Below are 23,286 nucleotides of genomic sequence, written 5' to 3'. Positions count from 1 at the left end.
CGCTGGCGGCTCGCCGTTGAGAATTCACTTCAAAGGTTATACGCCTTAATGGGCCGGTTTTTTAAGTGCGCGTTGGCGCAACAGGCGAACTTTTTACCTGGGAACACACAACGGCCGATGCTGCGGTTAAACTTCGGGCTCTTTCTAAAAGGAGTTCATATGAGTTATTACCAGCCGGGCATTCTCGCCACCCCAGTTCCGCCTCAAGCCCGTCATATGTTCTTCGCACTCGAATCCGCCGCTGCACTGCCCGCAGCCCTCGAAAACCTGAAGGCGCTGGTGGACGGGAAGTCCGCCGTGGTCGGTTTCGGTGAATCCCTGGTTAAAGCCCTGCAGGGCCAAATCGAAGGCCTGCGGATCTTTCCTGCGCTGACCGGCGTCGGCGTCGACAACCCGTCGACCCAGCACGCCCTTTGGTGCTGGCTGCACGGGGTCGACCGTGGCGAATTGCTCAATCGCAGCAACGCCATCGCAGCGGCATTGGCACCGGCCTTGCGCCTGGTGCAGATGAACGAAACCTTCCGCCACATGAATGGCCACGACCTTACCGGTTACGAAGACGGCACCGAGAATCCTCACGACGAAGCCGCCGTAGCGGCTGCGTTGGTGGGTGAAGGCGCAGACGGCATGGTCGGCGGCAGCTTCGCCGCGATCCAGCAATGGCAGCATGACCTGAAGGGCTTTCACGCGATGCCCTCCCATGAAAAGGACAACATCATGGGCCGCCGCTTGAGCGACAACGAAGAACTCGATGACGCGCCGATCTCGGCCCACGTCAAACGCACCGCCCAGGAAAGCTTTGCCCCTGAAGCGTTCGTGGTTCGCCGCTCGATGCCGTGGATCGAAGGCGACCGCGCCGGTCTGATGTTCCTGGCCTTCGGTTTTTCCCTCGACGCCTTTGAAGCTCAACTGCGCAGGATGAGCGGCCTGGAAGACGGCATCACCGACGGTTTGTACCGCATCAGTCGCCCAATCACCGGCGGCTACTACTGGTGCCCGCCGCTCAAGGACGGTCGTCTGGATCTGCGCGCACTGCGCGTGGTTTGAACCTCAGGAACTGACAACGCATGTAGCAGCTGCCGAGCACCGCGAGGCTGCGTTCGGCGGCAAAGCAGTCGTGAAATCAGAAGGCGCTGCTGGACGACACCTGGCAAGTCCGCGAAGAAGCGGCCACCACATTGGGCAAGGTCGGGCATGCCGACGCCGGCCCTATCTGGCACAACTCTCCCAGTAAAACGACTGAAATCCCTGTGGGAGCTTGCTCCTACAAGGTCAATCGACGCGCCGGCAACTGAGCTGACTGTCGGCGCTTGCCAGAAAAAAACCAAAAGAGTACAAATGTACTCCATGACGACTCTCACTCCCCGCCGTACCGCCATCCTGACCTTTATCCGCGATCGAATCGCCGAACATGGCCAGTCCCCGAGCCTCGCTGAAATCAGCGAGGCGTTTGGTTTCGCTTCTCGCAGCGTGGCGCGCAAGCATGTGCTGGCGCTGACCGAGGCCGGTTTCATCGAGGTCAACCCGCATCAGGCCCGGGGTATTCGTTTGCTCGGACAACCGGCGCGCCCCGAACTGTTGGACATTCCGGTGCTGGGCCGGGTGGCGGCGGGGGCGCCGATCGGGGCCGACGCCGAGGTCCATAGCCGGTTGATGCTCGACCCGTCGATCTTCTCGCGAGTGCCGGACTACATGCTGCGGGTCCAGGGTGATTCGATGATCGAGGACGGCATTCTCGATGGCGATCTGGTCGGCGTACACCGCAATCCCGAGGCGATCAACGGCCAGATTGTTGTGGCCCGACTGGACGGGGAAGTCACCATCAAGCGGTTTGAGCGAGTCGGCGACGTGGTCCGGTTGCTGCCACGCAATCCGGCCTATCAGCCGATCATCGTCGAAGCCGATCAGGACCTGGCCATCGAAGGGGTGTTCTGCGGTCTCGTGAGGCAAGGGTGATGGGCGCCGTCGTTGCGCTGGATACGCTGTTCAATGGCGGCCAGGTCTGGAAGGGCCGGCCTGCGCCGCCGACCGTCAGCCCGCAACCCACCGGGCATGCCACCCTGGATGCGGCGTTGCCCACCGGTGGCTGGCCGGAAGCGGCGCTGACCGAAATCCTTTTGGCCGGGCAGGGCGTGGGTGAGTTGCAACTGGTGTGGCCGGCGCTGGCACGGTTGTCGGCGGCGGGCGAGCGCATCGTGCTGGTGGCGCCGCCTTACGTGCCGTATCCCCAGGCGTGGCAGAACGCCGGGGTCGATCTTCGGCAGTTGTCGATCATCCAGGCCAGCGAGCGCGATGCGCTGTGGGCGGTGGAACAATGCCTGCGTTCGGGCAGTTGCGGCGCGGTGCTGTGCTGGCCGCACAAAGCGGATGATCGTGCGTTGCGTCGCTTGCAGGTGGCGGCGGAAACCGGCTCGACCCTGGCGTTCGCCTACCGTTCGATCAGTGAAGCGATCAACCCTTCGCCAGCGGCCCTGCGCATCGCCATCGATGCCCAACCTGCGCAATTGCGCGTGCTCAAGTGCCGCGGCGGGTTGGCGCGCTCGGCACCGATTGCCTTTCCTGTGGGGCATTGAGGTTGCCATGCGCTGGGTTTGCATACTTTTCCCGCAATTGGCGCTGGACGCGGTACTGCGTCAGCGTGCCGACCCCGATGAGCCGCTGGCACTGCTGACCGGCCCGGCCCAGCGTCGGGTGTTGCAAGCGGTCAACGCTTCGGCACGGGCGCTGGGCTTGCGTCCGGGCCAATCAATGACCGCCGCACAGGCCTTGAGCAAAGGTTTTGTCACGGCCGAGTACGACGTCACCGAGATCGAACACTGGCAGCAGTTTCTCGCCGCTTGGGCTTACCGGTTCAGTTCACAGGTCAGCGTGCATTACCCGCGTGCCGTGGTGTTTGAAATCGAATCCAGTCTGGGGTTGTTCGGGCCCTGGCCGCAGTTCGAGGCGCGGTTACGCACCGAACTCGACGAGCTGGGTTTTCGCCATCGGATTGTCGCCGCACCGAACCCGGTGGCTGCGCGGGTATTGGCCAATGCGTATGACGGTCTGGTGGTGCCCGACGATCAAGCTCTGCAACACTATCTCGGTCAGTTGCCCGTCGACCGGATCTCTCTGGAACCGGCGGTGGCCACGGCGTTGTCGCGGATGGGGTTGCGCACCTTGAGCCAGGTGCAGGCGTTGCCTCGTCATAGTCTGGCCCGGCGTTTCGAGGCGCAGGTGCTCAAGCATCTGGATGCCTTGTTCGGCGCGCGGCAACTGGCGCTGGCGTTCTACTTGCCGCCGGACCGCTTCGATGTGCGCATCGAGCTCAATTTCGATGTGCAGTCCCATCAGGCGTTGCTGTTTCCTTTAAGACGCCTGACCAGTGATTTGTCGGCATTCCTCTGCGGTCGGGACAGTGGCGTCCAGCATTTCGACCTGCATCTGGAACACGCCGGGTTGCCGGATAGCGTGATCAAGGTCGGCCTGCTCAGTGCCGAGCGCGATCCGGCGATGCTCTTCGAACTGGCCCGGGGACGGCTGGAGCAGGTTCAGGTCGAGGCGCCCGTCCGGGGTTTCCGTCTGCGCGCCGAAGATCTGCCGAGCTTTGTCCCACAGCGCCAAGAGCTATTCGACGCCCGCCCGCAGCAGTCATTGCCCTGGGAGCAACTGCGCGAACGCTTGCGCGCGCGGCTCGGGGATGACGCGGTGCAGGGCTTGCGGTTCCAGGCGGATCATCGCCCGGAGTGTGCGTGGCAGGCGCGTGCCGATAGCCAGCCTTGTGCGGGGGTGTCGGGTGTGCAGCGTCCGGGCTGGTTGCTGACACAACCGCAGGCGATCCACGAAGGCTCGACGCGCATCCTCATGGGGCCGGAACGTATTGAGTCCGGTTGGTGGGACGGCGCCGACGTTCGCCGCGATTATTACCTGATCCAGACCCGTACCGGCCAGCAGGGCTGGGCCTATCGCGCAGTGGGCGAGGGCGGTCCCTTGTGGCTGCAAGGCTGGTTCGCATGAGCGTCGAGTATGCCGAGCTGCACTGCCTGTCGAACTTCAGTTTCCAGCGCGGTGCTTCCAGTGCCCTTGAGCTCTTTCAACGGGCGAAACAGCAGGGCTATCAGGCCCTGGCGATCACCGATGAATGCACGTTGGCCGGCATCGTTCGCGCCTGGCAAGCGGCCAGGTCCGTTGAGCTGCCGCTGATCATCGGCAGCGAAATCCGTATCGAGAACGGCCCGAAACTGGTGCTGCTGGTGGAAAATCTCGAGGGTTACCAAAACCTGTGCCGACTGATTACCCGAGCCCGGCGCCGCACGCACAAAGGCCAGTATCAAGTAGTGCGCGAAGACTTCAGCGAACCCTTGTCGGGTCTGTTGGCGTTATGGGTGCCGGATACGATCGATGATGTGGCAAACGGTCACTGGCTGAAACAGACCTTCGCTGAACGCCTGTGGCTGGCGGTGCAGTTGCATTGTGGCCAGGACGATACCCGACGGCTGGCTGCACTGCTGACCCTGGCCGGCGACCTGCGAATTCCGGCAGTGGCCAGTGGCGATGTACACATGCACGCTCGCGGGCGGCGTGCCTTGCAGGACACCATGACCGCAATCCGGCATCACCTGCCGGTGGCCGAGGCCGGGTTACGCTTGCATCCCAATGGCGAGCGTCATTTGCGTAGCCTTGAGGTGCTGCAATCGATCTACCCGCCAGCACTGCTGGCTGAAACGTTGACCATCGCCCGGCGCTGCACCTTTGACCTCGGCCAGCTGCGTTATCAGTATCCCCGGGAGTTGGTGCCGGACGGTTACAGCGCGGACTCCTGGCTGCGCGAACTGACCAAGCGTGGCCTGCGCGAGCGCTGGCCCGAAGGCGCGAGCGAGAAGGTGCGCAAGTTGATCGACAAGGAACTGGGGCTGATCGCCGAGCTGGGTTACGAAAGTTATTTTCTCACCGTGCAGGACATCGTCGCCTTCGCCCGGCGCCAGAAAATTCTCTGTCAGGGGCGAGGCTCTGCGGCCAACTCGGCGGTGTGTTTCGCCTTGGGCATCACCGAGATCGACCCCGACCGGATGAACATGCTGTTCGAGCGCTTTCTGTCCAAGGAGCGCAATGAACCGCCGGACATCGACGTCGATTTCGAGCACGAGCGCCGCGAAGAAGTCCTCCAATACGTGTTCCAGCGTTACGGCCGCACCCGTGCGGCGCTGACTGCCGTGGTCAGCACTTATCACGCTGCCGGGGCGGTGCGCGACGTGGCTAAAGCGCTGGGTTTGCCGCCGGATCAAATCAATGCCCTGGCCGATTGCTGCGGTCACTGGAGCGACCAGACACCGCCTGTCGAGCGCCTGCTTGAAGGCGGGTTCGACCCCGAGAGCCCGGTGTTGCGTCGGGTACTCAGCCTGACTCAACAGTTGATTGGATTCCCCCGGCACCTGTCCCAACACCCCGGCGGCTTCGTGATTTGCGAACAACCATTGGACAGTCTGGTGCCGGTGGAAAACGCTGCCATGGCCGACCGCACCATCATCCAGTGGGACAAGGACGATCTCGACGTGGTGGGGCTGCTCAAAGTGGACATTCTGGCCTTGGGCATGCTCAGCGCGATTCGTCGCTGTTTCGATTTGCTGCGTCGTCATCGCAATCTGGACTTGAGTCTGGCGACGGTGCCCTCCGAAGACTCGCTGACTTACGACATGATCGGCCGTGCCGACACCATCGGCGTGTTCCAGATCGAGTCCCGGGCACAAATGTCGATGCTGCCCAGGCTCAAGCCCCGTCAGTTCTATGATCTGGTGATTGAGGTGGCCATCGTCCGTCCAGGGCCTATTCAGGGCGGCATGGTGCACCCGTACCTGCGGCGGCGAAACAAGGAGGAGCCCGAGACCTATCCGTCCCCGGCACTGGAAGCCGTGCTCAAGCGCACCTTGGGCGTGCCGTTGTTTCAAGAACAGGTGATGCAAATTGCAATCGTCGCCGCCGACTACAGCCCCGGGGAGTCCGATCAATTGCGGCGCTCGATGGCCGCCTGGAAACGCCACGGTGGCCTGGAACCGCACAAGGAACGTCTAGCCGCCGGGATGAAAAAAAACGGCTACACGGCCGAGTTCGCTGCGCAAATCTTCGAGCAGATCAAAGGCTTTGGCAGCTATGGTTTTCCCGAGTCCCACGCTGCCAGTTTTGCTTTGCTGACCTACGCCAGCTGCTGGTTGAAATGCCACGAGCCTGCGGCCTTCGCCTGTGCGCTGATCAACAGTTGGCCGATGGGTTTTTACAGCCCGGACCAGATTCTGCAGGACGCGCGGCGGCATCATTTGCAGATTCACCCGGTGGACGTGCGGGCCAGCGATTGGGACTGCAGCCTCGAACCGGTCACCGGCGCACAGCCGGCGATACGCATGGGGATGCGGATGATCAAGGGCTTTCGCGAGGACGATGCCCGACGCATCGAGACGGCACGGTCCAGGGGCGCATTTGTCGACATTGCCGACCTTGGCGAACGGGCGCAGCTCGATGCGCGTGCGCAAGAACAATTAGCCGATGCCGGGGCGCTGCGCGGTCTGGCGGGTGACCGGCATCGGGCGCGCTGGGAAGTGGCGGGTGTGCAGAAGCAACTCGGCTTGTTCGCCGGCTTGCCGAGTCAGGAAGAAGACGCGGTGTCGTTGCCCAAACCCACGGTGGGTGAAGACCTGCTGGCGGATTACAACAGTGTCGGCACCACCCTGGGGCCGCATCCGCTGGCGTTGCTGCGGGCTCAATTGAAAGCCCGACGCTGCCGCAGTTCGAAAGAACTGATGACGGTCGAACATGGCCGTCCGGTCAGCGTCGCCGGGCTGGTGACCGGTCGACAACGTCCGGGCACCGCCAGTGGCGTAACGTTCGTCACCCTTGAGGACGAGTTCGGCAACGTCAACGTCATCGTCTGGCGCGACCTGGCCGAGCGACAGCGGCAGGTGTTGGTCGGCTCGCAGTTGCTCAAGGTCGATGGTCGCTGGGAAAAGGAAGGGGAGGTGCGGCATTTGATTGCCGGACGTCTGAGTGACCTGAGCCCGTTGCTCGACGGCATCAGCGTGCGCAGCCGGGATTTCCACTGATCCTCTTTTGTTTGATAAGAGCGAGCTTGCTCGCGATGAACGTCAAGGCTCCGTGTTCATCCAGGCAACCCGCGTCTTCGTTAACGTCCATCGCGAGCAAGCTCGCTCCTACAGGAGGTGAATCAGCTATACCTCTATGAAACCATTGGCGCGCACGATGCTCGAAACAGACGGGCGCCAATGACAGGGACACAGACCAGGCGATGCAGTTTCTAGACGATAGCCACGGGTGCGCGGGTTGGAGCGGTGAAATGGCCGGGCGAATTCGCGCGTTCGACTGGAGCTTGACCGAGCTTGGCCATATCGACTCTTGGCCCAGGAGCCTGCGCGCTGCGGTGCAGTTGATGCTCGCCTCGCCACTGCCGATGGTGATGCTGTGGGGCCGGCCCGGTTACATGATCTATAACGACGCTTACTCGATATTTGCCGGTGGCCGTCATCCTTACCTGTTGGGTTCCCCGGTGGAACTGGGCTGGCCGGAAGTTGCCGAGTTCAATCGGCATGTGGTCGATACGTGCCTGGCGGGCGGCACCTTGTCCTATAGCAATAAACACCTGGTGCTGTTGCGCGATGGCGTCCCCGAAGACGTCTGGATGGACCTTCATTACAGCCCGGCCGCCAATGACGAGGGCATGCCGGCCGGAGTCATGGCTATAGTGGTCGAAACTACAGACCATGTGATTTCCGAACGCCGGCGCCTGGCCGCCGAAGTGGCCTATCGTGCCGACAACGAACGGGTGCGTCTGGCGCTGAACGCCGGTGCGTTGCTCGGCTCGTTCGTCTGGGACATCAAGGCCAATGTGCTATCCGGCGACGAACGCTTCGCCCGCACGTTTTCCTACCTTCCCGATCAGGATCTGGCCGACTTACCCATCGAAATCGCCGAAGCGCGGATCCATCCGGACGACCACAGTTGGGTCCAGGAGCAGGTCAATCAATCGGTGGCAACCGGTGAACCGTATAACGCCGAATACCGCGTGCTGCGTCCTGATGGCAGTTACTCATGGGTGCTGGCGAGTGGCTGCTGCGAGTTCAATGCGCAGGGCGAGCCGTTTCGATTTCCCGGCGTGTTGATTGACATCCATGAACGCAAAATCGCCGAAGAATCCTTGCTCAAGTTCACCCGCAATCTGGAGCAACGCGTCGCCGACGAAGTTGAGGCGCGGCTGGCGGCCGAAGAGCAATTGCGCCAGTCCCAGAAGCTTGAAGCCATTGGCGGGCTCACCGGCGGGGTGGCCCATGATTTCAATAACCTGTTGCAAGTGATCGCCGGCAACCTGCATTTGCTGGCGCGACACGAACCAGACAATGCCAACGTGCAGCGTCGGGTCAGCGCTTCGATTGCCGCCGTCGAGCGCGGCGCGAAACTGTCCTCGCAATTGCTCGCATTCGCGCGTCGCCAGCCATTGTCGCCGGCCGTCTTCATTGCGCGGCAGATCTTCGAAGGCCTGGCGGAACTGTTGCAGCGAGCACTGGGGGAAACCATCCAGATCAATGTGACCACACCTGAAGTGCCCTGGCACCTCTATGTGGATCGCAACCAACTGGAGAACGCCATCCTCAATCTGGCGATCAATGCCCGTGACGCGATGAACGGTGAGGGGACCATCGGCCTGAGCGCCGAGAACATCCACCTCGATCACTATTTTTGTGCGGGCAAGGGCATCGTTGCCGGCGATTACGTCTGCGTTACGGTGACGGACACCGGTGTCGGCATGTCATCGCAGGTGCTCGCACAGGCTTTCGAACCGTTCTTCACCACCAAGGCCGACGGCCAAGGCACCGGCCTGGGGCTGAGCATGGTGTTTGGTTTCGTCAAACAGAGCGGCGGGCATATCGAGATGTCCAGCATCGAGGGGCAGGGCACTCGGGTGCAGCTGTATTTCCCCCGCAGCCTGCGTCCGTTGCAGAGTGAAACGACGAGCCATGATGTGCAGCACCGAGGCGGACACGAAACCATTCTGGTGGTCGAGGACAATGAAGCGGTGCGCGTTTCGGCCGTGGAATTATTGCGTGATGAGGGTTATCAGGTACTGACCGCCACCAACGGCGATGTCGCCATGCAGATGTTGCTGGAAGGTGTGGCGGTGGACCTGATCTTCACCGACGTGGTCATGCCCGGGCTGATCAAAAGTTCCGACCTGGCCGCCTGGGCCAAGGTGCAGACGCCACCGGTGGCGGTGCTGTTCACCTCCGGCCACACCCGTGACATTATTTCGCGCAACCACCAACTCAGCCCCGATACGTATTTGCTGAGCAAACCCTATGGGCCAGAAGCACTCACCCGAATGGTACGCACAGTCCTGAACGGCTGAACACCTCCAATGTGGGAGCGAGCCTGCTCGCGAAAGCAGTGTGTCAGACAGCATCAATATTGAATGATAAATTGCCTTCGCGAGCAGGCTCGCTCCCACACTGGACCAGCGTTTATTCTGAAATTTAATCAAGGCCATTTGATGACATCCAAGCGCACCTCCACTCCACCCTCCGGCATGGTCAGGGTGCGCGGCGCCCGGGAGCACAACCTCAAAAACGTCGATGTCGACATCCCACGGGACGCCTTGGTGGTGTTCACCGGTGTCTCTGGTTCCGGGAAGTCGTCGCTGGCGTTCTCGACCCTCTACGCTGAAGCACAGCGCCGCTATTTCGAATCCGTGGCGCCGTATGCGCGCCGGTTGATCGATCAAGTCGGGGTGCCGGACGTCGACTCCATCGAAGGCTTGCCACCCGCCGTCGCCTTGCAGCAACAGCGCGGCACGCCGAGCACGCGGTCTTCGGTGGGCAGCGTGACTACGTTGTCGAGCCTGATCCGCATGCTTTACTCCCGGGCCGGCAGTTACCCGCCGGGGCAGCCGATGCTGTATGCCGAAGACTTTTCGCCGAACACACCCCAGGGCGCGTGCCATGAGTGCCATGGCCTGGGCCGAGTGTACGAAGTCACCGAAGCGCTGATGGTGCCCGATCCGAGCCTGACCATTCGCCAGCGCGCCGTCGCTTCCTGGCCCATGGCCTGGCAGGGGCAAAACCTGCGCGACATTCTGGTCACCCTGGGTTACGACGTCGACATACCCTGGCGCGATCTGCCGAAAAAGCTGCGCGACTGGATTCTCTTCACCGAAGAAACACCGACGGTCCCGGTGTATGCCGGGCTCACACCGGCTGAAACCAAAGTCGCCCTGCAGCGCAACATGGAACCGAGTTATCAGGGCACGTTCACCGGTGCCCGGCGCTACATCCTGCATACCTTCAGCCATTCCCAAAGCGCGCTGATGAAGAAGCGCGTCTCGCAATTCATGCTTGGCAGTCCTTGCCCTTTATGCGACGGCAAACGCCTCAAGCGCGAAGCGTTGTCGGTGACCTTCGCCGGGTATGACATCGGCGAGCTGTCGCAGATGCCCTTGCTGCAAGTGGCGCATGTGCTGAAACCGGTGGCGGCTCACAGCTACCTTGAACAGGCGGATGAGGCGGGCGAGGTGCTGACCCACACGCAAACCCGTGAGGCTCGTGAGCAACGCGTAGCCCACGGCGCCAGTGGTCACGGCAATGCGCCCGATGTGCGCCACACGCCCAACCTGTCGGTGGAGAAGCGCCTGGCCGCGCAACGCATTGCCCAGGACTTGCTGGAGCGGGTCAGCACGCTCACCGATCTGGGGCTCGGTTACCTGGCGCTGGAGCGCAGCACGCCGACGTTATCGTCCGGCGAATTGCAGCGGCTGCGCCTGGCGACGCAGTTGGGCTCACAGTTGTTCGGTGTGATCTACGTGCTGGATGAACCGTCGGCCGGCCTGCACCCGGCGGATGGCGAGGCGCTGTTCGAAGCGCTGCAGCGCTTGAAAGCCGCTGGCAACACGTTGTTTGTGGTTGAGCACGATCTGGAAACCATGCGCCGTGCCGACTGGCTGATCGACGTCGGCCCGGCGGCGGGTGAGCATGGCGGGCAAATTCTATACAGCGGACCGCCGCCAGGACTGGCGGCTGTGACGAACTCGCAGACCAGCGCTTACCTGTTCGCCGAACACGTAACCGAGCCCCAAGTCAGCCGCAAGGCAACCGATTGGCTGCGCCTGGAAGGTATCACGCGCAATAACCTGAACAACCTCAGCGCGGAGTTTCCGTTAGGTTGTTTCACGTCGGTGACCGGTGTTTCCGGTTCCGGTAAATCGAGCCTGGTCAGCCAGGCGCTGCTGGAATTGGTCGGTGCACATCTCGGGCGTACGGCCAGTGACAACGATGCCGAAGCATTGAGCCTTGAGGACGATGCACCGCAAGTCAGTGGCGGTCAGGTCACCGCGGGGCTGGACTCGATCAAGCGCCTGGTGCAAGTCGATCAGAAACCCATCGGTCGCACGCCACGCTCGAACCTCGCGACCTACACTGGCCTGTTCGACAACGTGCGCAAGCTGTACTCGGCGACTCCCCAGGCACAGTCCGCGGGTTACGACGCGGGTCAGTTCTCCTTCAACGTCGCCAAGGGCCGTTGCCCGACTTGCGAAGGCGAAGGCTTTGTCAGTGTCGAATTGCTGTTCATGCCCAGCGTTTACGCGCCATGCCCGACTTGCCACGGCGCTCGCTACAACCCCGAGACGCTGGCCATTAGCTGGCAGGGTTTGAACATTGCCCAGGTGTTGCAGTTGACGGTGGATGAAGCGGTCGAGGTGTTCGCCGAGCAACCGGGCATTCGCCGCTCGCTAGAGGTGCTGCGGGATATCGGGCTGGGTTACCTGCGCCTGGGGCAGCCCGCGACCGAGTTGTCGGGCGGTGAAGCCCAGCGCATCAAACTGGCGACCGAGCTGCAACGCAATCAGCGTGGGGCGACGCTTTACGTACTCGACGAGCCCACCACCGGCTTGCATCCACGTGATGTCGATCGTTTGCTTGAACAGTTGAATACGCTGGTGACCGCGGGGCACACGGTGATCGTTGTCGAGCACGAAATGCGCGTGGTGGCGCAGAGTGACTGGGTGATCGATATCGGACCGGGGGCCGGGGATCAGGGTGGGAAGATTGTGCTGGCGGGGACGCCGGAAACAGTCGCCAAAAGCAAAAAGAGCCGGACGGCGCCGTTTTTGGCCAGAGTGCTTGGTATTGCTTGATTGGGGGATGTTTCCGCTGGCCCCTTCGCGAGCAGGCTCCCACATCGGATTGCGGTCAACTGTGGGAGCCTGCTCGCGAAGGGGCCTGTCAGGCACCGTCAAAACCTGGGCTATTTACCTGGATGTGCAGCCTGCAGTGTTTTCGCCATATCCAGATGCTTTTCCAGCGCCGGTAACATTTTTTGTGCGAAACCTTTCAGTTCCGTGGCCCCTGCGACTCTGTCGTCGGTCACCGTGTTGGCTTCCTTCTTGAATAGTTCGATGGCTTCTTCGTGGGCCTTGACCTGATTGTTGGCGTAGGCCGCATCGAAAGACTCACCGCGCATATCGAGTATTTTTTCCTTGGCCTGTTTCACCAGCGTCGTGTTGTCCGGCACTGTCAGGTCATGCTTTTTCGCCAGCGCCGCGAGTTCATCGTTGGCCGCGGAGTGGTCGGTGATCATCATGTTGGCGAACGCCTTGATGTCGGCCGATGCGCTTTTTTCCAAGGCGAGTTTGCTGGTTTCGACCTCCGAAATGCCGCCGGCAGCCGCCTTGTCGACGAAGTTATTCGACGTGGCAGCACTGGCCAGGCCCATGTTTGTGCTCAAAGCGACGGCCAGCGTGAGATGGCGCAGGGTCAATCCGTCCATTGGTTATTCTCCATACGGTTTTTATGGTTGATCGAGCGATCGTTATTCAATGGAGGCGGACGCTGAGACAAAGGTTTTATCGCAAATGCAATATGACGACGAACGGACACCGCTGGTCCGATAGGCGGTCGACAGAACCGGCTAACCGAGGCCATTCTGATAGTTGGTGAACGCAATTGATCGCGTTTGCTACCGATTAACAAACGGAGGTGTTCCATGCCGGTGCCACACGACCTTTATCAGGACTTGAAACTCTCAAAGGAAGATATCCAGCAAAGACGCACCAAGGATCCGTTATTGGATTCACTGATCAACAAGTATTCGCAAGCGGACGCTGAGGTGGTTAGGGCTGAAACCGCCAAAACGGATGCACCCACTGACGACGCGCTGAAAAAACTCAAGGAAAAACGCTTGCTGGTCAAGGACAAGATCGTCCAGCAACTCCGGGCGCCGTACTGAACCACCGACGACCGGTGACTGCATAATTGGAACGACAATAGATACCGGCACCTCGAATGAACAGAGTCCGAATTTACGGCTCCATGCGAGGTGCCTTATGAGCGGTCCGAAATTTCCCAGCGAAGAACAGGGCGGGTATGACCCGATCCCGACTCATCCCGAGCCTCTGAGTCCAGGACGCACTGCCGTTCACCCCAACGATGAACCGGGAATCGACGAATTACCGGACGACGAAGGTGCCGCGTTGCCGGACGAGGATGACACCACCGCCATCGACCCCGCGAAGAAACGGAAAACGCGTGATCCCCGCTGATCCCATGACCCTGTGTAGCAGCAGCCGAACGCAGGCTTCGCCAGCTGCTGCAAGTCATTGTAATGGGTTGTTTAATGCCTTGCTCAGCGGCATCCGGGCCATGTGTTTGGCCTTCAATGACCCGAAATACAACCAATCGCCATACTCGCGTACGGTGGTGATCGGCGAGTAGTTGTCGCTGCTCCCGTCTTGCAAGTTGGCGATCACTTTACCGTCCAGATCCAGCCCCAACGCAAACGCTCGTTTCTCCACTGGTTTGGGCAGGAAGGTCATCGCCCGCACAATGATCTTGCGCACGAACGGGTGTGGCGCCATGGAATCGAGTAGTGCGTTGCGCGGTGCATACAGCGCCACCCAGAAGCGATCCCGGCCATTGAACGCGAGGTTGTCCGGCAGCCCCGGCAAATTATCGATGAACAGGTCGTGGGTTCTGATCTTCGGCCCGCTCAACCAGTAGCGACTGATGCGATAGGCACCGGTTTCGTTCACCAGTACATAGGCCTCGTCCGGCCCCAGGGTCACACCGTTGGCAAACTCCAGTTTGTCCAGCAGGACCTCGGTCTTGCCGGTCTGGAAGTCATACCGCAGCAAGCGGCCGTCGCCGCCGTGTTCGATGATGGCCTCACCGTCCTGGCCGTAGCCAAAGCGACTGGAAGCATCACTGAAATAGGCGTAATGCCCGGACTTGTCGATGGCCACATCGTCTGTGAAACCAAAGGGCACACCGTTGGCGGCGGTGGTCAATGTAATCAACCGGCCCTGGGCATCCAGCGATAGCAAACCCTTGACCCCATCGGCAATCACCAGCAGCCCATTGGGGTGGCGGGCCAGGCCCAACGGGCGGCCGCCGGTATCGGCCAGGACCTTGGTGATGGTGCCGTCGAGGTTGGTACGAATCAATCGACCGTCATGCAGGCCGGTGATGAGGAAGTTGTCTTCCAGCAGCAATGCTTCCGGCCCGTCGATATTAGGCGCACCGACACGCTTCATGCCTTTGAGGCGCTGGTTGTCGGCGTAGATTCCACTGGTGAGGGAAGGCGCCGGTGGCGGCGTCCAGGCCACCGGTTGCACCTTGGTCGGCATCAGCAGCAGGAACCCGCCGATGGCAACGATGACCAGCAACACGACGTGGCGGAACTTCACGGATCGTTTCATGCGGGGACTCCTGTCGGAGTGAGGTGTTTTTGCGTCATCTCGCACAAGGCCAGCATCGATGCAGCCGACTCATCATCGATGCGCCGCTTGAGCAGCAGTCGGTTGGCAATGCTCATCAGCAGGCCGCTGAACTGATACTCCAGCGTGCGAACAAACCGTGTGCCGTTACCCTCGCACTCGCATTCATAAGTGAGCGTCAATGAAAGGCCATTGTCACCCTGAGCGCGCGCGCACCAACGACGCCCCGGCAGATACTCGTCAACCACCCAACTCAAATGCCCCTCACGCCCGCCGGCCCGAATCTCTTCTTCGAACCGCGCCCCGGCATGCAACGGGCCTCGCGGTCCCTCGACCTTGAGGGACGACGGATGCCATTGCGGCCAGAGGGTCACGGTGCTGGCGTAGGCGAGCACGTCAATCGGATTTCCAATAATGTCGATCTGATGCTGCAGGCGGGTTATGGAAGTTCTCGTCGGGTGTGGGGAGATCGGCTCCGGTTCCCAGTAGAGGGTACCGAACAGGTAGTCCATCAGCGGAAAAACGATGTTGAAATTGCGCGTCTGCATCAGCTCGCGGCGGTGATGCAGTTCATGCAGGCGGCGCATCTGGCGGATCCACGGCAGACGGGTGAGTGGATTCTTGGGTGGCAAGTGCTCGCAGGCATGGAACACTTCATAGGCCAGGTAACCGAGAATCAGGCAGCCGCCAAACAACCCCGCGACGTTGGCATCGAACTGCTCGAGCAGCCACCACAGGGGCAGGGTGATCACAACGGTGTGCAGCACGATCAGCCAGGCCGGAAACAGAATCACCCGCCAGTCACGGGCGCTGTCGTAGGTCATGTACCCCGGGGCGAAAAAGCTGTGATGGTCGCCTGTATGTCGGGCATGGAACATTCGTACGAAGCTTTTTTTGTGATGCCCCAGATGCCGATGCACGCTGTACACGCCGAAGTTGAAAAACAGCAGGGTCAGGGGCAGTGTCGCCCACTCCAGCGGCCTGACCTGGTGCACCGTGCTCCAGAATCCGGCGATGGCCAGCAACCCGAACAGCAGCACAAATGTGCCGTGTAGCCATGGGTTGTAAAACCGATGAATGTCGGCGCGATAGCGGCTGCGGAATGCGTCGGTGGTCTGCCTCACTGCAATCACCTGTATTTTGTTGTTATCTTCAGCAGATTAGCCGATCCCTGCGTTTCGGCTGGCTGAACCTGCAACACAAACGCCATGATCCTCTGAAGCAACAAACGCTGGTCAGGGCTCCAGCGGCTTCGGCGGCGGTGACAGGCAGGGTTCAGCACTGCTGCTGGCTGACGCACTACACTGCAAGCGTCTCTCATCCAACGGATTCAACCATGACGGCCAAACCCGCAGCGAACATCCTGGGTACTGTCGAAGGCCAGCGTCTGGCCGGGGGCGAAGCCGGGGCCTGGCGCGAATGGGGACCTTATCTGAGCGAGCGCCAGTGGGGCACGGTGCGCGAGGACTACAGCGCCGATGGCGACGCCTGGCGGTATTTTCCTCACGATCACGCCCGCAGTCGGGCTTACCGCTGGGGCGAGGACGGGCTCGCGGGGTTTTCCCACAAGGCCCAGCATTGGTGCCTGGGGTTGGGTTTATGGAACGAGCGCGACCCGATTCTCAAGGAGCGCCTGTTCGGCCTGAACAATGCCGAGGGTAATCACGGCGAAGATGTCAAAGAGTTGTATTTCTATGTCGATGGTGTGCCGAGCCATGCCTACATGCGCGTGCTCTACAAATACCCTCAGGCCGAATTTCCCTACGCTGACCTGATCGCTGAAAATGCTCGCCGGGGCCTGGCGGATACCGAGTATGAAATCCTCGACACCGGTGTCTTCGAAGACGACCGTTATTTCGATGTCATGGTGGAATACGCCAAACACACGGCAGACGATATCTTCATGCGTGTCACGGTGCACAATCGCTCCGATCAACCCGCGCGCCTGCACGTATTGCCGCAATTATGGGCACGCAATACCTGGAGCTGGGTGGTCGACGGGCCGAAGCCGAGCTTGACCCTGGATGGCGGTCAGGTTCTGGCCCGGCACCCGCAACTGGCCGATCGGCAGGCCAGCGCCTGGGGTGAGGAAGACTGCGAATGGCTGTTCTGCGAAAACCAGAGCAACTTCCCCAAGCTTGATGGCGTGGCGGCGCAGGGACCGTTCAAAGACGGGATCAACGACTTTCTGGTCTCTGGCAGCAACGAGGCGATCCGCCGCGACGCGGGAACACGGGTGGCGGCGCATTTCGTACTGAGTTTCGAGGGCGGCCAAAGTCGCAGCGTCAACCTGCGGTTTGCCCCGGCAGGTGTTGCCCGTGTGAATGCCAAGACCCTGTTTGAACGTCGCCGTGGTGAAGCCGATGCTTTTTATGCGGCGTTGCAAAGCGCGATCGGCAACCCGGATGCGCGCAACGTTCAGCGCCAGGCCCTGGCCGGCTTGCTCTGGTCGAAGCAGCTGTATTACTTCGACGTCAATCAGTGGCTCGACGGCGATCCGACTCAACCTGCGCCGCCGCCCGGGCGCTTGCACATCCGCAATACCCATTGGCGACACCTGTCGAATGTCGACATCGTGTCCATGCCCGACACGTGGGAATATCCGTGGTACGCCTCATGGGATCTGGGCTTGCAGGCCGTGGCGTTCGCCCTGATCGATCCTGAGTTTGCCAAGCATCAATTGTTGCTGCTGGTCAAAGACCGCTTCATGCACCCCAACGGCCAGTTGCCGGCCTATGAATGGCGCTTCGACGATGCCAACCCCCCGGTTCACGCGTGGGCCTGCTGGCGGGTGTATCAACAGGACAAGGCGCTGACCGGCGTCGGGGACATGGACTTCCTCGAGCGGATTTTCCATAAGCTGCTGCTGAATTTTTCCTGGTGGGTCAACCGCAAGGACGCCGAAGGTCGCAATGTGTTTCAGGGTGGTTTTCTCGGCCTGGATAACATCGCGCTGTTCGACCGCTCGGCAATCTTGCCGCCCGGCTTCCAGCTCGATCAGGCCGATGGCACGGCGTGGGTGGCCGGCTATGCGCTGGACCTGATGCGTATCGCCCTGGAACTGGCCAAACGCAACAATGTGTACGTCGACATCGCGGTGAAGTTTTTCGAGCATTTCCTCTACATCGCCGGGGCAATCAATCGGGTCGACTCCGAGGCCGAAGGTTTATGGGACGAACAGGACCGGTTTTTCTACGACGTGCTGCACCGTCCTGATGGCGTGAACGAACCGCTACGCCTGCGCTCGATCGTCGGCCTGATGCCGCTGTTTGCCGTGCAAGTGCTGGAGCAACACGAACACGAGGGCCTGCCGGGATTGCGTGAACGACTGTTCGGGTTTATGCGCCATCGACCGGACCTCGCCAGCCTGGTGTCGCGCTGGACCGAACCGGGCGAAGGCAACCGGATGCTGCTGGCGCTGTTGCGCGGTGAACGCACCAAAGACTTGCTCAAACGCATGCTCGACGAAAGCGAGTTCCTCAGCGAATTCGGTGTTCGTTCACTGTCCAAGGCCTACGCTGGACTGCCCTTTGGCCTGAAAATCAACGGTGACAAGCTCTGCGCGCACTACGAGCCGGCGGAATCGGAGTCGCGGCTGTATGGCGGCAACTCCAACTGGCGGGGACCTGTGTGGATGCCGATCAATTACATGCTGATCGAATCCTTGCGCGAATTTCACCGCTATTACGATCAGAATTTCTCGGTGGAATACCCCACGGGATCAGGTTTTTTTGCATCGTTGGAAGAAGTTGCCGACGGCCTGAGCCAGCGCCTGACCCGTCTGTTTTTACGCGACGAAGAGGGCAATCGCCCCTCGATGGCGGCGTATGCGCAGTTGCAGGCTGATCCCGCCAGTCGTGATCTGGTGTTGTTCCATGAATATTTTCATGGCGAGACGGGACGCGGTTTGGGCGCCAGTCACCAGACCGGGTGGACGGCGCTGGTAGCGCTGTTATTACAGCCTTGAGCCCAACACAGATTCAATGTGGGAGCCTGCTCGCTCCCACATTGGATTGTTGATGTTGCAGGATCATCATTAAAACGCAAAACACGAACAGCCAAAGGCCCCCCAGAAACCGGCGAAATCGCTGACCGGTGCCGAGGATAATCTCGCCCGTTCATGGCTATGGGCATGCACCGCACATGCCCCGATGCACTGGTGAACCTGCGCCGTCAAAGGCGCCAGCGGTTTCCAGTGGCCGGGTACTTTGGCCACCGGTGACCATTCAGGCACCACCGGAATGGGCGGCGGGCCGAGCTTCTCAAACTCGACGCTGCCATAGACGACCTTTCCGTCGACAATCGTCAGCACCGATTCGATCGACTTGATCGCTTCGTCCTCGATATGGAAATAGTCCGCCGACAGCGCGATCAAATCCGCCAGTTGCCCGACCTTGATCTGGCCTTTATTACCTTGCTCGGAAGAAAACCAGGCGCTGCCGTGGGTGTAGAGTTCCAGCGCGGTGTCGCGGCTCAAGCCTCGTGGGTAAAGTTCCAGGCCGCCGACCGTGCGGCCGCTGACCAGCCAGTACAGCGAGGTCCAGGGGTTGTAGCTGGACACCCGCGTGGCATCGGTGCCGGCTCCGACCGGAATGCCCTCAGCCAGCATGCGAGCGATGGGTGGTGTGTGTTCGGCTGCCTTGGCACCGTAACGGTCGACGAAATACTCACCCTGGAATGCCATGCGGTCCTGGATCGCAATGCCGCCGCCCAGGGCTTTCACCCGTTCGATGTTCTGTGGCGTGATGGTTTCGGCGTGATCGAAGAACCACGGCAAACCATTGAACGGGATGTCGCGATTGACCTTCTCGAACACGTCGAGCATGCGACTGATGGATTCGTTGTAGGTGGCGTGCAGACGAAAGGGCCAGCGTTGCTCAACGAGGTGGCGGACCACGGGTTCGAGTTCTTGCTCCATGGTTTGCGGCAGATCGGGGCGTGGTTCGAGGAAGTCTTCGAAATCCGCCGCCGAGAACACCAACATTTCCCCGGCACCGTTGTGCCGCAGGAAGTCGTCGCCCTGACCGTAGTGGGAGGTGTTGGTCCAGTTTTTGAAGTCGCTCAGTTCTTCTTTGGGTTTTTGAGTGAACAGGTTGTAGGCGATACGCACCGTGAGCTGTTGGTCTTTGGCCAGTTGCTGGATGACGTGATAGTCGTCCGGGTAGTTCTGAAAACCGCCACCGGCATCGATGGCGCTGGTCAGGCCGAGGCGATTGAGTTCACGCATGAACTGGCGGGTCGAGTTGACCTGGTATTCCAGCGGCAGTTTCGGCCCCTTGGCCAGGGTCGAGTAGAGAATCATCGCGTTAGGGCGGGCGATCAGCATGCCGGTTGGATCGCCATTGGCATCGCGCTGGATTTCTCCGCCCGGCGGGTTCGGTGTGTCGCGGGTATAACCGACGACCTTCAACGCGGCGCGGTTAAGCAGGGCTCGGTCGTAGAGGTGCAGGACGAACACTGGCGTGTCTGGCGCGGCCTTGTTCAGCTCTTCGAGGGTCGGCAGGCGTTTTTCGGCGAACTGGAATTCGGTCCAGCCCCCGACCACCCGCACCCATTGCGGTGTGGGGGTGCGGTCTGCCTGGTCCTTGAGCAGGCGCAACGCGTCGGCCAGTGACGGCACGCCTTCCCAGCGCAGTTCGAGGTTGTAATTGAGGCCGCCGCGAATCAGGTGCAGGTGCGAATCGTTGAGGCCGGGAACCACGGTGCGCCCGTGCAGGTCGATGATTTGACTGCCGGGGCCTTGCAAGGCCATGGCCTGAGCATCGCTGCCGACCGCCACGAAGCGGCCGTCCTTGATCGCGACGGCACTGGCCTGGGGTTTCTTGTGATCGACGGTGTGCAGGCGTCCGTTATACAGAATGAGGTCGGCCGGGGCATCGGGCATGGTTTTACTCCCTGCGGTTAGCGGGCTGATCCAGGCGCCGACGGCGCCTGCCGAAAGGCTTTGCAGTACACGTTGGTGGTTGAGACCGTCGCCGTCGTCAGGTGGGCTCATGGCCGTGCACTCCGTCCGTCAATTAATCGGGGGGCAAACAGCCGATGTCTGACATATGCGGCCTGAAGGAATATAGACGGCAAATCCACAGACAGCCGCTTCTTGAGGGTGAAAAACGACGAATCCCGCCACAAGGGCGGGATTCGTTTGCAGCCAGGCGTGCTCCCTGCGATTGGGAGCGGCGCGCTTAGCTCGGGAACAGCTCGGACAGTTTCATGGCCAGCATCATGTCGCCTTCAGCGCGCAGTTTGCCACCCATGAACGCTTGCATGCCGTCGGTCGAACCGTCAACGATGCCTTCCAGGGTTTCGCCGTCCATCACCAGGGTGACCTGTGCGTCAGGGTTTTCGCCTTCTTTCAGCTCGCATGTGCTGTCTTTGATAATCAGCGAGAAGTTCTTGGTGTCGTCGATGCGGAAACCGAAAACCAGGTCCAGACCGGCAGCGGCGGCTGGGTTGAACTTGGCTTTCATTGCTTGTACGGCATCAGCTACGGAGGTCATGGTTCGATCCTTTTTTGGGTGAATACAGCCAGGGTCACAATAGTCCGGACTCAGCGAAACGTAATGAGGTCCGGGGTCTTCAACAGTTGCAAATGCGCATGACTGTTGAAGGAAGCCAGCGTCACCTCGCGACCACGAAACTTCAGGTGGTTGAGCGAGGTGTTGACGATTTGCCAGTTCAGTTCAAATGCCTGTCTGGCAGGCATTTGCGTAATGAGGTGGAGCAGGGCAGTGATGGTGCCGCCGGAGGTGAACACGGCGATTTTCTGGGTGTTGTCGGCGCTGTCGAGAATTCGCTGCAAACCGGCCTGCACCCCCTCGACGAAGCCCAGCCAGCTTTCCAAGCCTGGTGTGTCGTAAGTGCCGACGAGCCAGCGCTCGATGATCAAGGCAAAGATCCGCTGGAATTCACCACGGTTTTGCGCGGCGTTGCGCAGGATGTGCAGCGCTTGAGGTTCGTTCGGTAACATGGCCGGCAGAAGGGCGCGGATCACCGCGTCGGCGTCGAATTCGTTGAAGGCGCAATCGATTTCCAGCGTCGGCACTGGCAGGCCAACGGCAGCGAACTGTTCCAGCGCGCTGTTGGCCGTATGTTGCTGGCGGCGCAGATCACCCGAGAGGCAGCGATCGAAGCTGATACCCAGTTCAGCCAGGTGCTGGCCCAGGATTTCTGCCTGGCGAATACCGGTCGGCGACAGGACGTCATAGTCGTCTGCACCAAAGGAGGCCTGGCCATGTCGAATCAAATAGATACTGCCCACGTCCGCTTCATCCCGGTACGTTGAAGGTTTGGCGAGGTTATGAGGATGGCGGTGAGCTGTCAATGAAAAAACATACGCTTGTTTGAAATGTTCGTTGCAGGCTTGTTGCCTGAGGTTTCACGGCTGGCCGCCGAGCCGGCGCATGGGTATGCTGGAGGTATCCCGCGCGCTTTTACGCAGCGCATCGTTTAAAGGAGTCCCTGTGGAGTTTTTGTCCGAGTACGCCAGTTTCCTGGCTAAAACCGTGACACTGGTGATCGCCATTCTGGTGGTCCTGGCCAGTTTTGCGGCGTTGCGCAGCAAGGGGCGACGCAAGTCGGCCGGCCAGTTGCAAGTCAGCAAACTCAATGATTTCTACAAAGGGCTGCGCGAACGCCTGGAGCAAACCTTGCTCGACAAGGACCAGCTCAAGGCCTTGCGCAAGGTCGAAGCTAAAACCGAGAAGAAGCAAAAGAAAAAAACCGAAGCCAGATCCCGGGTGTTCGTGCTGGATTTTGATGGCGACATCAAGGCTTCGGCCACTGAAAGTCTGCGCCATGAAATCACTGCGCTGCTGACCCTGGCGACGCCAAAGGATGAAGTGGTGCTGCGTCTGGAAAGCGGCGGCGGCATGGTTCACAGCTACGGCCTGGCGTCGTCGCAATTGGCGCGTATTCGTGACGCTGGCGTGCCATTGACTGTATGCATCGACAAGGTAGCAGCCAGCGGCGGCTATATGATGGCCTGCATCGGCGAGAAGATCATCAGCGCACCGTTCGCGATCCTCGGCTCGATCGGCGTGGTGGCGCAGTTGCCCAACGTCAATCGCCTGCTGAAGAAACACGACATCGATTTCGAAGTCCTGACCGCCGGTGAATACAAACGCACCTTGACGGTGTTTGGCGAAAACACCGAGAAGGGCCGGGAGAAGTTTCAGGAAGACCTGGACATCACCCATCAGTTGTTCAAGAACTTTGTCTCGCGCTACCGGCCGCAACTGGCCATCGACGAAGTGGCCACGGGTGAGATCTGGCTCGGCGTCGCGGCGCTGGAAAAACAGTTGGTGGACGAGCTCAAGACCAGCGATGAGTACCTCGCCGAGCGGGCCAAGAAGTCCGAGCTCTATCACCTGCATTACACCGAACGTAAAAGTCTGCAGGAACGCATCGGCATGGCGGCCAGCAGTTCGGTGGATCGCGTGCTGTTGAGTTGGTGGAGTCGCCTGACTCAGCAACGCTTCTGGTAAGTCTCAAGGCAATATCGTTATAAAAAATGAAACCGCGGTTAATCCCGCGGTTTCATTTTTTTT

At 60.6% G+C, this 23,286-nt stretch carries 17 protein-coding genes; 11 read left to right on the top strand and 6 right to left on the bottom strand.

The features are described from left to right. Window positions 1–159 precede the first annotated feature (159 nt). The 7 genes from ACM6IR_RS07980 (at window position 160) to ACM6IR_RS07950 (ending at window position 12,163) form a co-directional block, all read left to right on the top strand. Complete coding sequence (locus ACM6IR_RS07980) at window positions 160–1,047, top strand: Dyp-type peroxidase (RefSeq protein ID WP_414907187.1); 888 nt, start codon at window positions 160–162, stop codon at window positions 1,045–1,047. A gap of 291 nt (window positions 1,048–1,338) precedes the next feature. Beyond that, window positions 1,339–1,956, top strand: coding sequence for a transcriptional repressor LexA (gene lexA, locus ACM6IR_RS07975; RefSeq protein ID WP_414907186.1), 618 nt, complete (start codon window positions 1,339–1,341; stop codon window positions 1,954–1,956). Continuing rightward, a complete protein-coding gene (imuA, locus tag ACM6IR_RS07970) occupies window positions 1,956–2,573 on the top strand; it encodes a translesion DNA synthesis-associated protein ImuA (RefSeq protein ID WP_414907185.1) in 618 nt (205 codons plus the stop codon). The genes lexA and imuA overlap by 1 nt, the downstream gene beginning before the upstream one ends. 7 nt (window positions 2,574–2,580) lie before the next feature. Then, window positions 2,581–3,996 carry a Y-family DNA polymerase gene (locus ACM6IR_RS07965; protein WP_414907184.1) on the top strand — a complete coding sequence of 472 codons (1,416 nt, stop codon included), beginning with the start codon at window positions 2,581–2,583 and terminating at the stop codon, window positions 3,994–3,996. Beyond that, the gene (locus ACM6IR_RS07960; RefSeq protein ID WP_414907183.1) at window positions 3,972–7,070 is read left to right on the top strand and encodes an error-prone DNA polymerase; all 3,099 of its coding nucleotides are present in this window, start codon (window positions 3,972–3,974) and stop codon (window positions 7,068–7,070) included. The genes ACM6IR_RS07965 and ACM6IR_RS07960 overlap by 25 nt, the downstream gene beginning before the upstream one ends. Before the next feature lie 251 nt (window positions 7,071–7,321). Continuing rightward, on the top strand, window positions 7,322–9,385 hold the full coding sequence (locus ACM6IR_RS07955; protein WP_414907305.1) for an ATP-binding protein: 2,064 nt from the start codon (window positions 7,322–7,324) through the stop codon (window positions 9,383–9,385). 141 nt (window positions 9,386–9,526) lie between these two features. After that, complete coding sequence (locus tag ACM6IR_RS07950) at window positions 9,527–12,163, top strand: excinuclease ABC subunit A (protein ID WP_414907182.1); 2,637 nt, start codon at window positions 9,527–9,529, stop codon at window positions 12,161–12,163. A gap of 110 nt (window positions 12,164–12,273) precedes the next feature. Here the strand turns inward: ACM6IR_RS07950 and ACM6IR_RS07945 are convergent, their stop codons facing one another. Continuing rightward, the gene (locus tag ACM6IR_RS07945) at window positions 12,274–12,795 is read right to left on the bottom strand and encodes a DUF4142 domain-containing protein (RefSeq protein WP_414907181.1); all 522 of its coding nucleotides are present in this window, start codon (window positions 12,793–12,795) and stop codon (window positions 12,274–12,276) included. A gap of 216 nt (window positions 12,796–13,011) precedes the next feature. Between ACM6IR_RS07945 and ACM6IR_RS07940 the strand changes: the two genes are divergently transcribed. Together ACM6IR_RS07940 and ACM6IR_RS07935 are read left to right on the top strand one after the other, a co-directional pair. After that, window positions 13,012–13,254: a DUF465 domain-containing protein gene (locus ACM6IR_RS07940; protein WP_414907180.1), complete on the top strand. Its 243-nt coding sequence runs from the start codon at window positions 13,012–13,014 to the stop codon at window positions 13,252–13,254. Between the two features lie 97 nt (window positions 13,255–13,351). Then, window positions 13,352–13,567 carry a hypothetical protein gene (locus ACM6IR_RS07935; RefSeq protein ID WP_414907179.1) on the top strand — a complete coding sequence of 72 codons (216 nt, stop codon included), beginning with the start codon at window positions 13,352–13,354 and terminating at the stop codon, window positions 13,565–13,567. A gap of 54 nt (window positions 13,568–13,621) precedes the next feature. Here the strand turns inward: ACM6IR_RS07935 and ACM6IR_RS07930 are convergent, their stop codons facing one another. Together ACM6IR_RS07930 and ACM6IR_RS07925 are read right to left on the bottom strand one after the other, a co-directional pair. Continuing rightward, window positions 13,622–14,722, bottom strand: coding sequence for an SMP-30/gluconolactonase/LRE family protein (locus ACM6IR_RS07930; protein ID WP_414907178.1), 1,101 nt, complete (start codon window positions 14,720–14,722; stop codon window positions 13,622–13,624). Further along, window positions 14,719–15,864 (bottom strand): sterol desaturase/SRPBCC family protein, encoded by a 1,146-nt coding sequence (locus ACM6IR_RS07925; protein WP_414907177.1) that lies wholly within the window; start codon window positions 15,862–15,864, stop codon window positions 14,719–14,721. The genes ACM6IR_RS07930 and ACM6IR_RS07925 overlap by 4 nt, the downstream gene beginning before the upstream one ends. A 212-nt stretch (window positions 15,865–16,076) precedes the next feature. Here ACM6IR_RS07925 and ACM6IR_RS07920 point away from each other — a divergent pair, with 212 nt between their 5' ends. Beyond that, window positions 16,077–18,707: an MGH1-like glycoside hydrolase domain-containing protein gene (locus ACM6IR_RS07920; protein ID WP_414907176.1), complete on the top strand. Its 2,631-nt coding sequence runs from the start codon at window positions 16,077–16,079 to the stop codon at window positions 18,705–18,707. Window positions 18,708–18,776: 69 nt separating this feature from the next. On the opposite strand, the gene ACM6IR_RS07915 is transcribed toward ACM6IR_RS07920, so the two are convergent. From ACM6IR_RS07915 to ACM6IR_RS07905, 3 genes are all read right to left on the bottom strand, one after another. Then, window positions 18,777–20,624, bottom strand: coding sequence for an amidohydrolase (locus ACM6IR_RS07915; RefSeq protein ID WP_414907304.1), 1,848 nt, complete (start codon window positions 20,622–20,624; stop codon window positions 18,777–18,779). Window positions 20,625–20,922: 298 nt separating this feature from the next. Further along, window positions 20,923–21,237: an SCP2 sterol-binding domain-containing protein gene (locus ACM6IR_RS07910; protein WP_017339181.1), complete on the bottom strand. Its 315-nt coding sequence runs from the start codon at window positions 21,235–21,237 to the stop codon at window positions 20,923–20,925. A gap of 50 nt (window positions 21,238–21,287) precedes the next feature. Further along, window positions 21,288–21,998: a histidine phosphatase family protein gene (locus ACM6IR_RS07905; RefSeq protein WP_414907175.1), complete on the bottom strand. Its 711-nt coding sequence runs from the start codon at window positions 21,996–21,998 to the stop codon at window positions 21,288–21,290. Between the two features lie 202 nt (window positions 21,999–22,200). On the opposite strand from ACM6IR_RS07905, the gene sohB reads away from it, so the two are divergent. Beyond that, a complete protein-coding gene (sohB, locus tag ACM6IR_RS07900) occupies window positions 22,201–23,223 on the top strand; it encodes a protease SohB (protein ID WP_414907174.1) in 1,023 nt (340 codons plus the stop codon). The last annotated feature ends 63 nt before the right edge of the window (window positions 23,224–23,286 follow it).

This window comes from Pseudomonas sp. IT-P253, from assembly GCF_949768125.1.
Taxonomy (GTDB): domain Bacteria; phylum Pseudomonadota; class Gammaproteobacteria; order Pseudomonadales; family Pseudomonadaceae; genus Aquipseudomonas.
Note: the sequence above shows the minus strand (reverse complement) of the source record. Positions and strands in the feature narration are given on the sequence as shown.

Excerpts from the sequence above, each read along its gene's own strand:
- ACM6IR_RS07945 (WP_414907181.1), bottom strand. The coding sequence starts at position 12,795 with ATGGACGGATTGACCCTGCGCCATCTCACGCTGGCCGTCGCTTTGAGC.
- imuA (WP_414907185.1), top strand. The coding sequence starts at position 1,956 with ATGGGCGCCGTCGTTGCGCTGGATACGCTGTTCAATGGCGGCCAGGTC.
- ACM6IR_RS07965 (WP_414907184.1), top strand. The coding sequence starts at position 2,581 with ATGCGCTGGGTTTGCATACTTTTCCCGCAATTGGCGCTGGACGCGGTA.
- ACM6IR_RS07930 (WP_414907178.1), bottom strand. The coding sequence starts at position 14,722 with ATGAAACGATCCGTGAAGTTCCGCCACGTCGTGTTGCTGGTCATCGTT.
- ACM6IR_RS07920 (WP_414907176.1), top strand. The coding sequence starts at position 16,077 with ATGACGGCCAAACCCGCAGCGAACATCCTGGGTACTGTCGAAGGCCAG.
- ACM6IR_RS07910 (WP_017339181.1), bottom strand. The coding sequence starts at position 21,237 with ATGACCTCCGTAGCTGATGCCGTACAAGCAATGAAAGCCAAGTTCAAC.
- ACM6IR_RS07935 (WP_414907179.1), top strand. The coding sequence starts at position 13,352 with ATGAGCGGTCCGAAATTTCCCAGCGAAGAACAGGGCGGGTATGACCCG.
- ACM6IR_RS07950 (WP_414907182.1), top strand. The coding sequence starts at position 9,527 with ATGACATCCAAGCGCACCTCCACTCCACCCTCCGGCATGGTCAGGGTG.
- ACM6IR_RS07955 (WP_414907305.1), top strand. The coding sequence starts at position 7,322 with ATGGCCGGGCGAATTCGCGCGTTCGACTGGAGCTTGACCGAGCTTGGC.
- ACM6IR_RS07940 (WP_414907180.1), top strand. The coding sequence starts at position 13,012 with ATGCCGGTGCCACACGACCTTTATCAGGACTTGAAACTCTCAAAGGAA.
- ACM6IR_RS07980 (WP_414907187.1), top strand. The coding sequence starts at position 160 with ATGAGTTATTACCAGCCGGGCATTCTCGCCACCCCAGTTCCGCCTCAA.
- lexA (WP_414907186.1), top strand. The coding sequence starts at position 1,339 with ATGTACTCCATGACGACTCTCACTCCCCGCCGTACCGCCATCCTGACC.
- ACM6IR_RS07915 (WP_414907304.1), bottom strand. The coding sequence starts at position 20,624 with ATGCCCGATGCCCCGGCCGACCTCATTCTGTATAACGGACGCCTGCAC.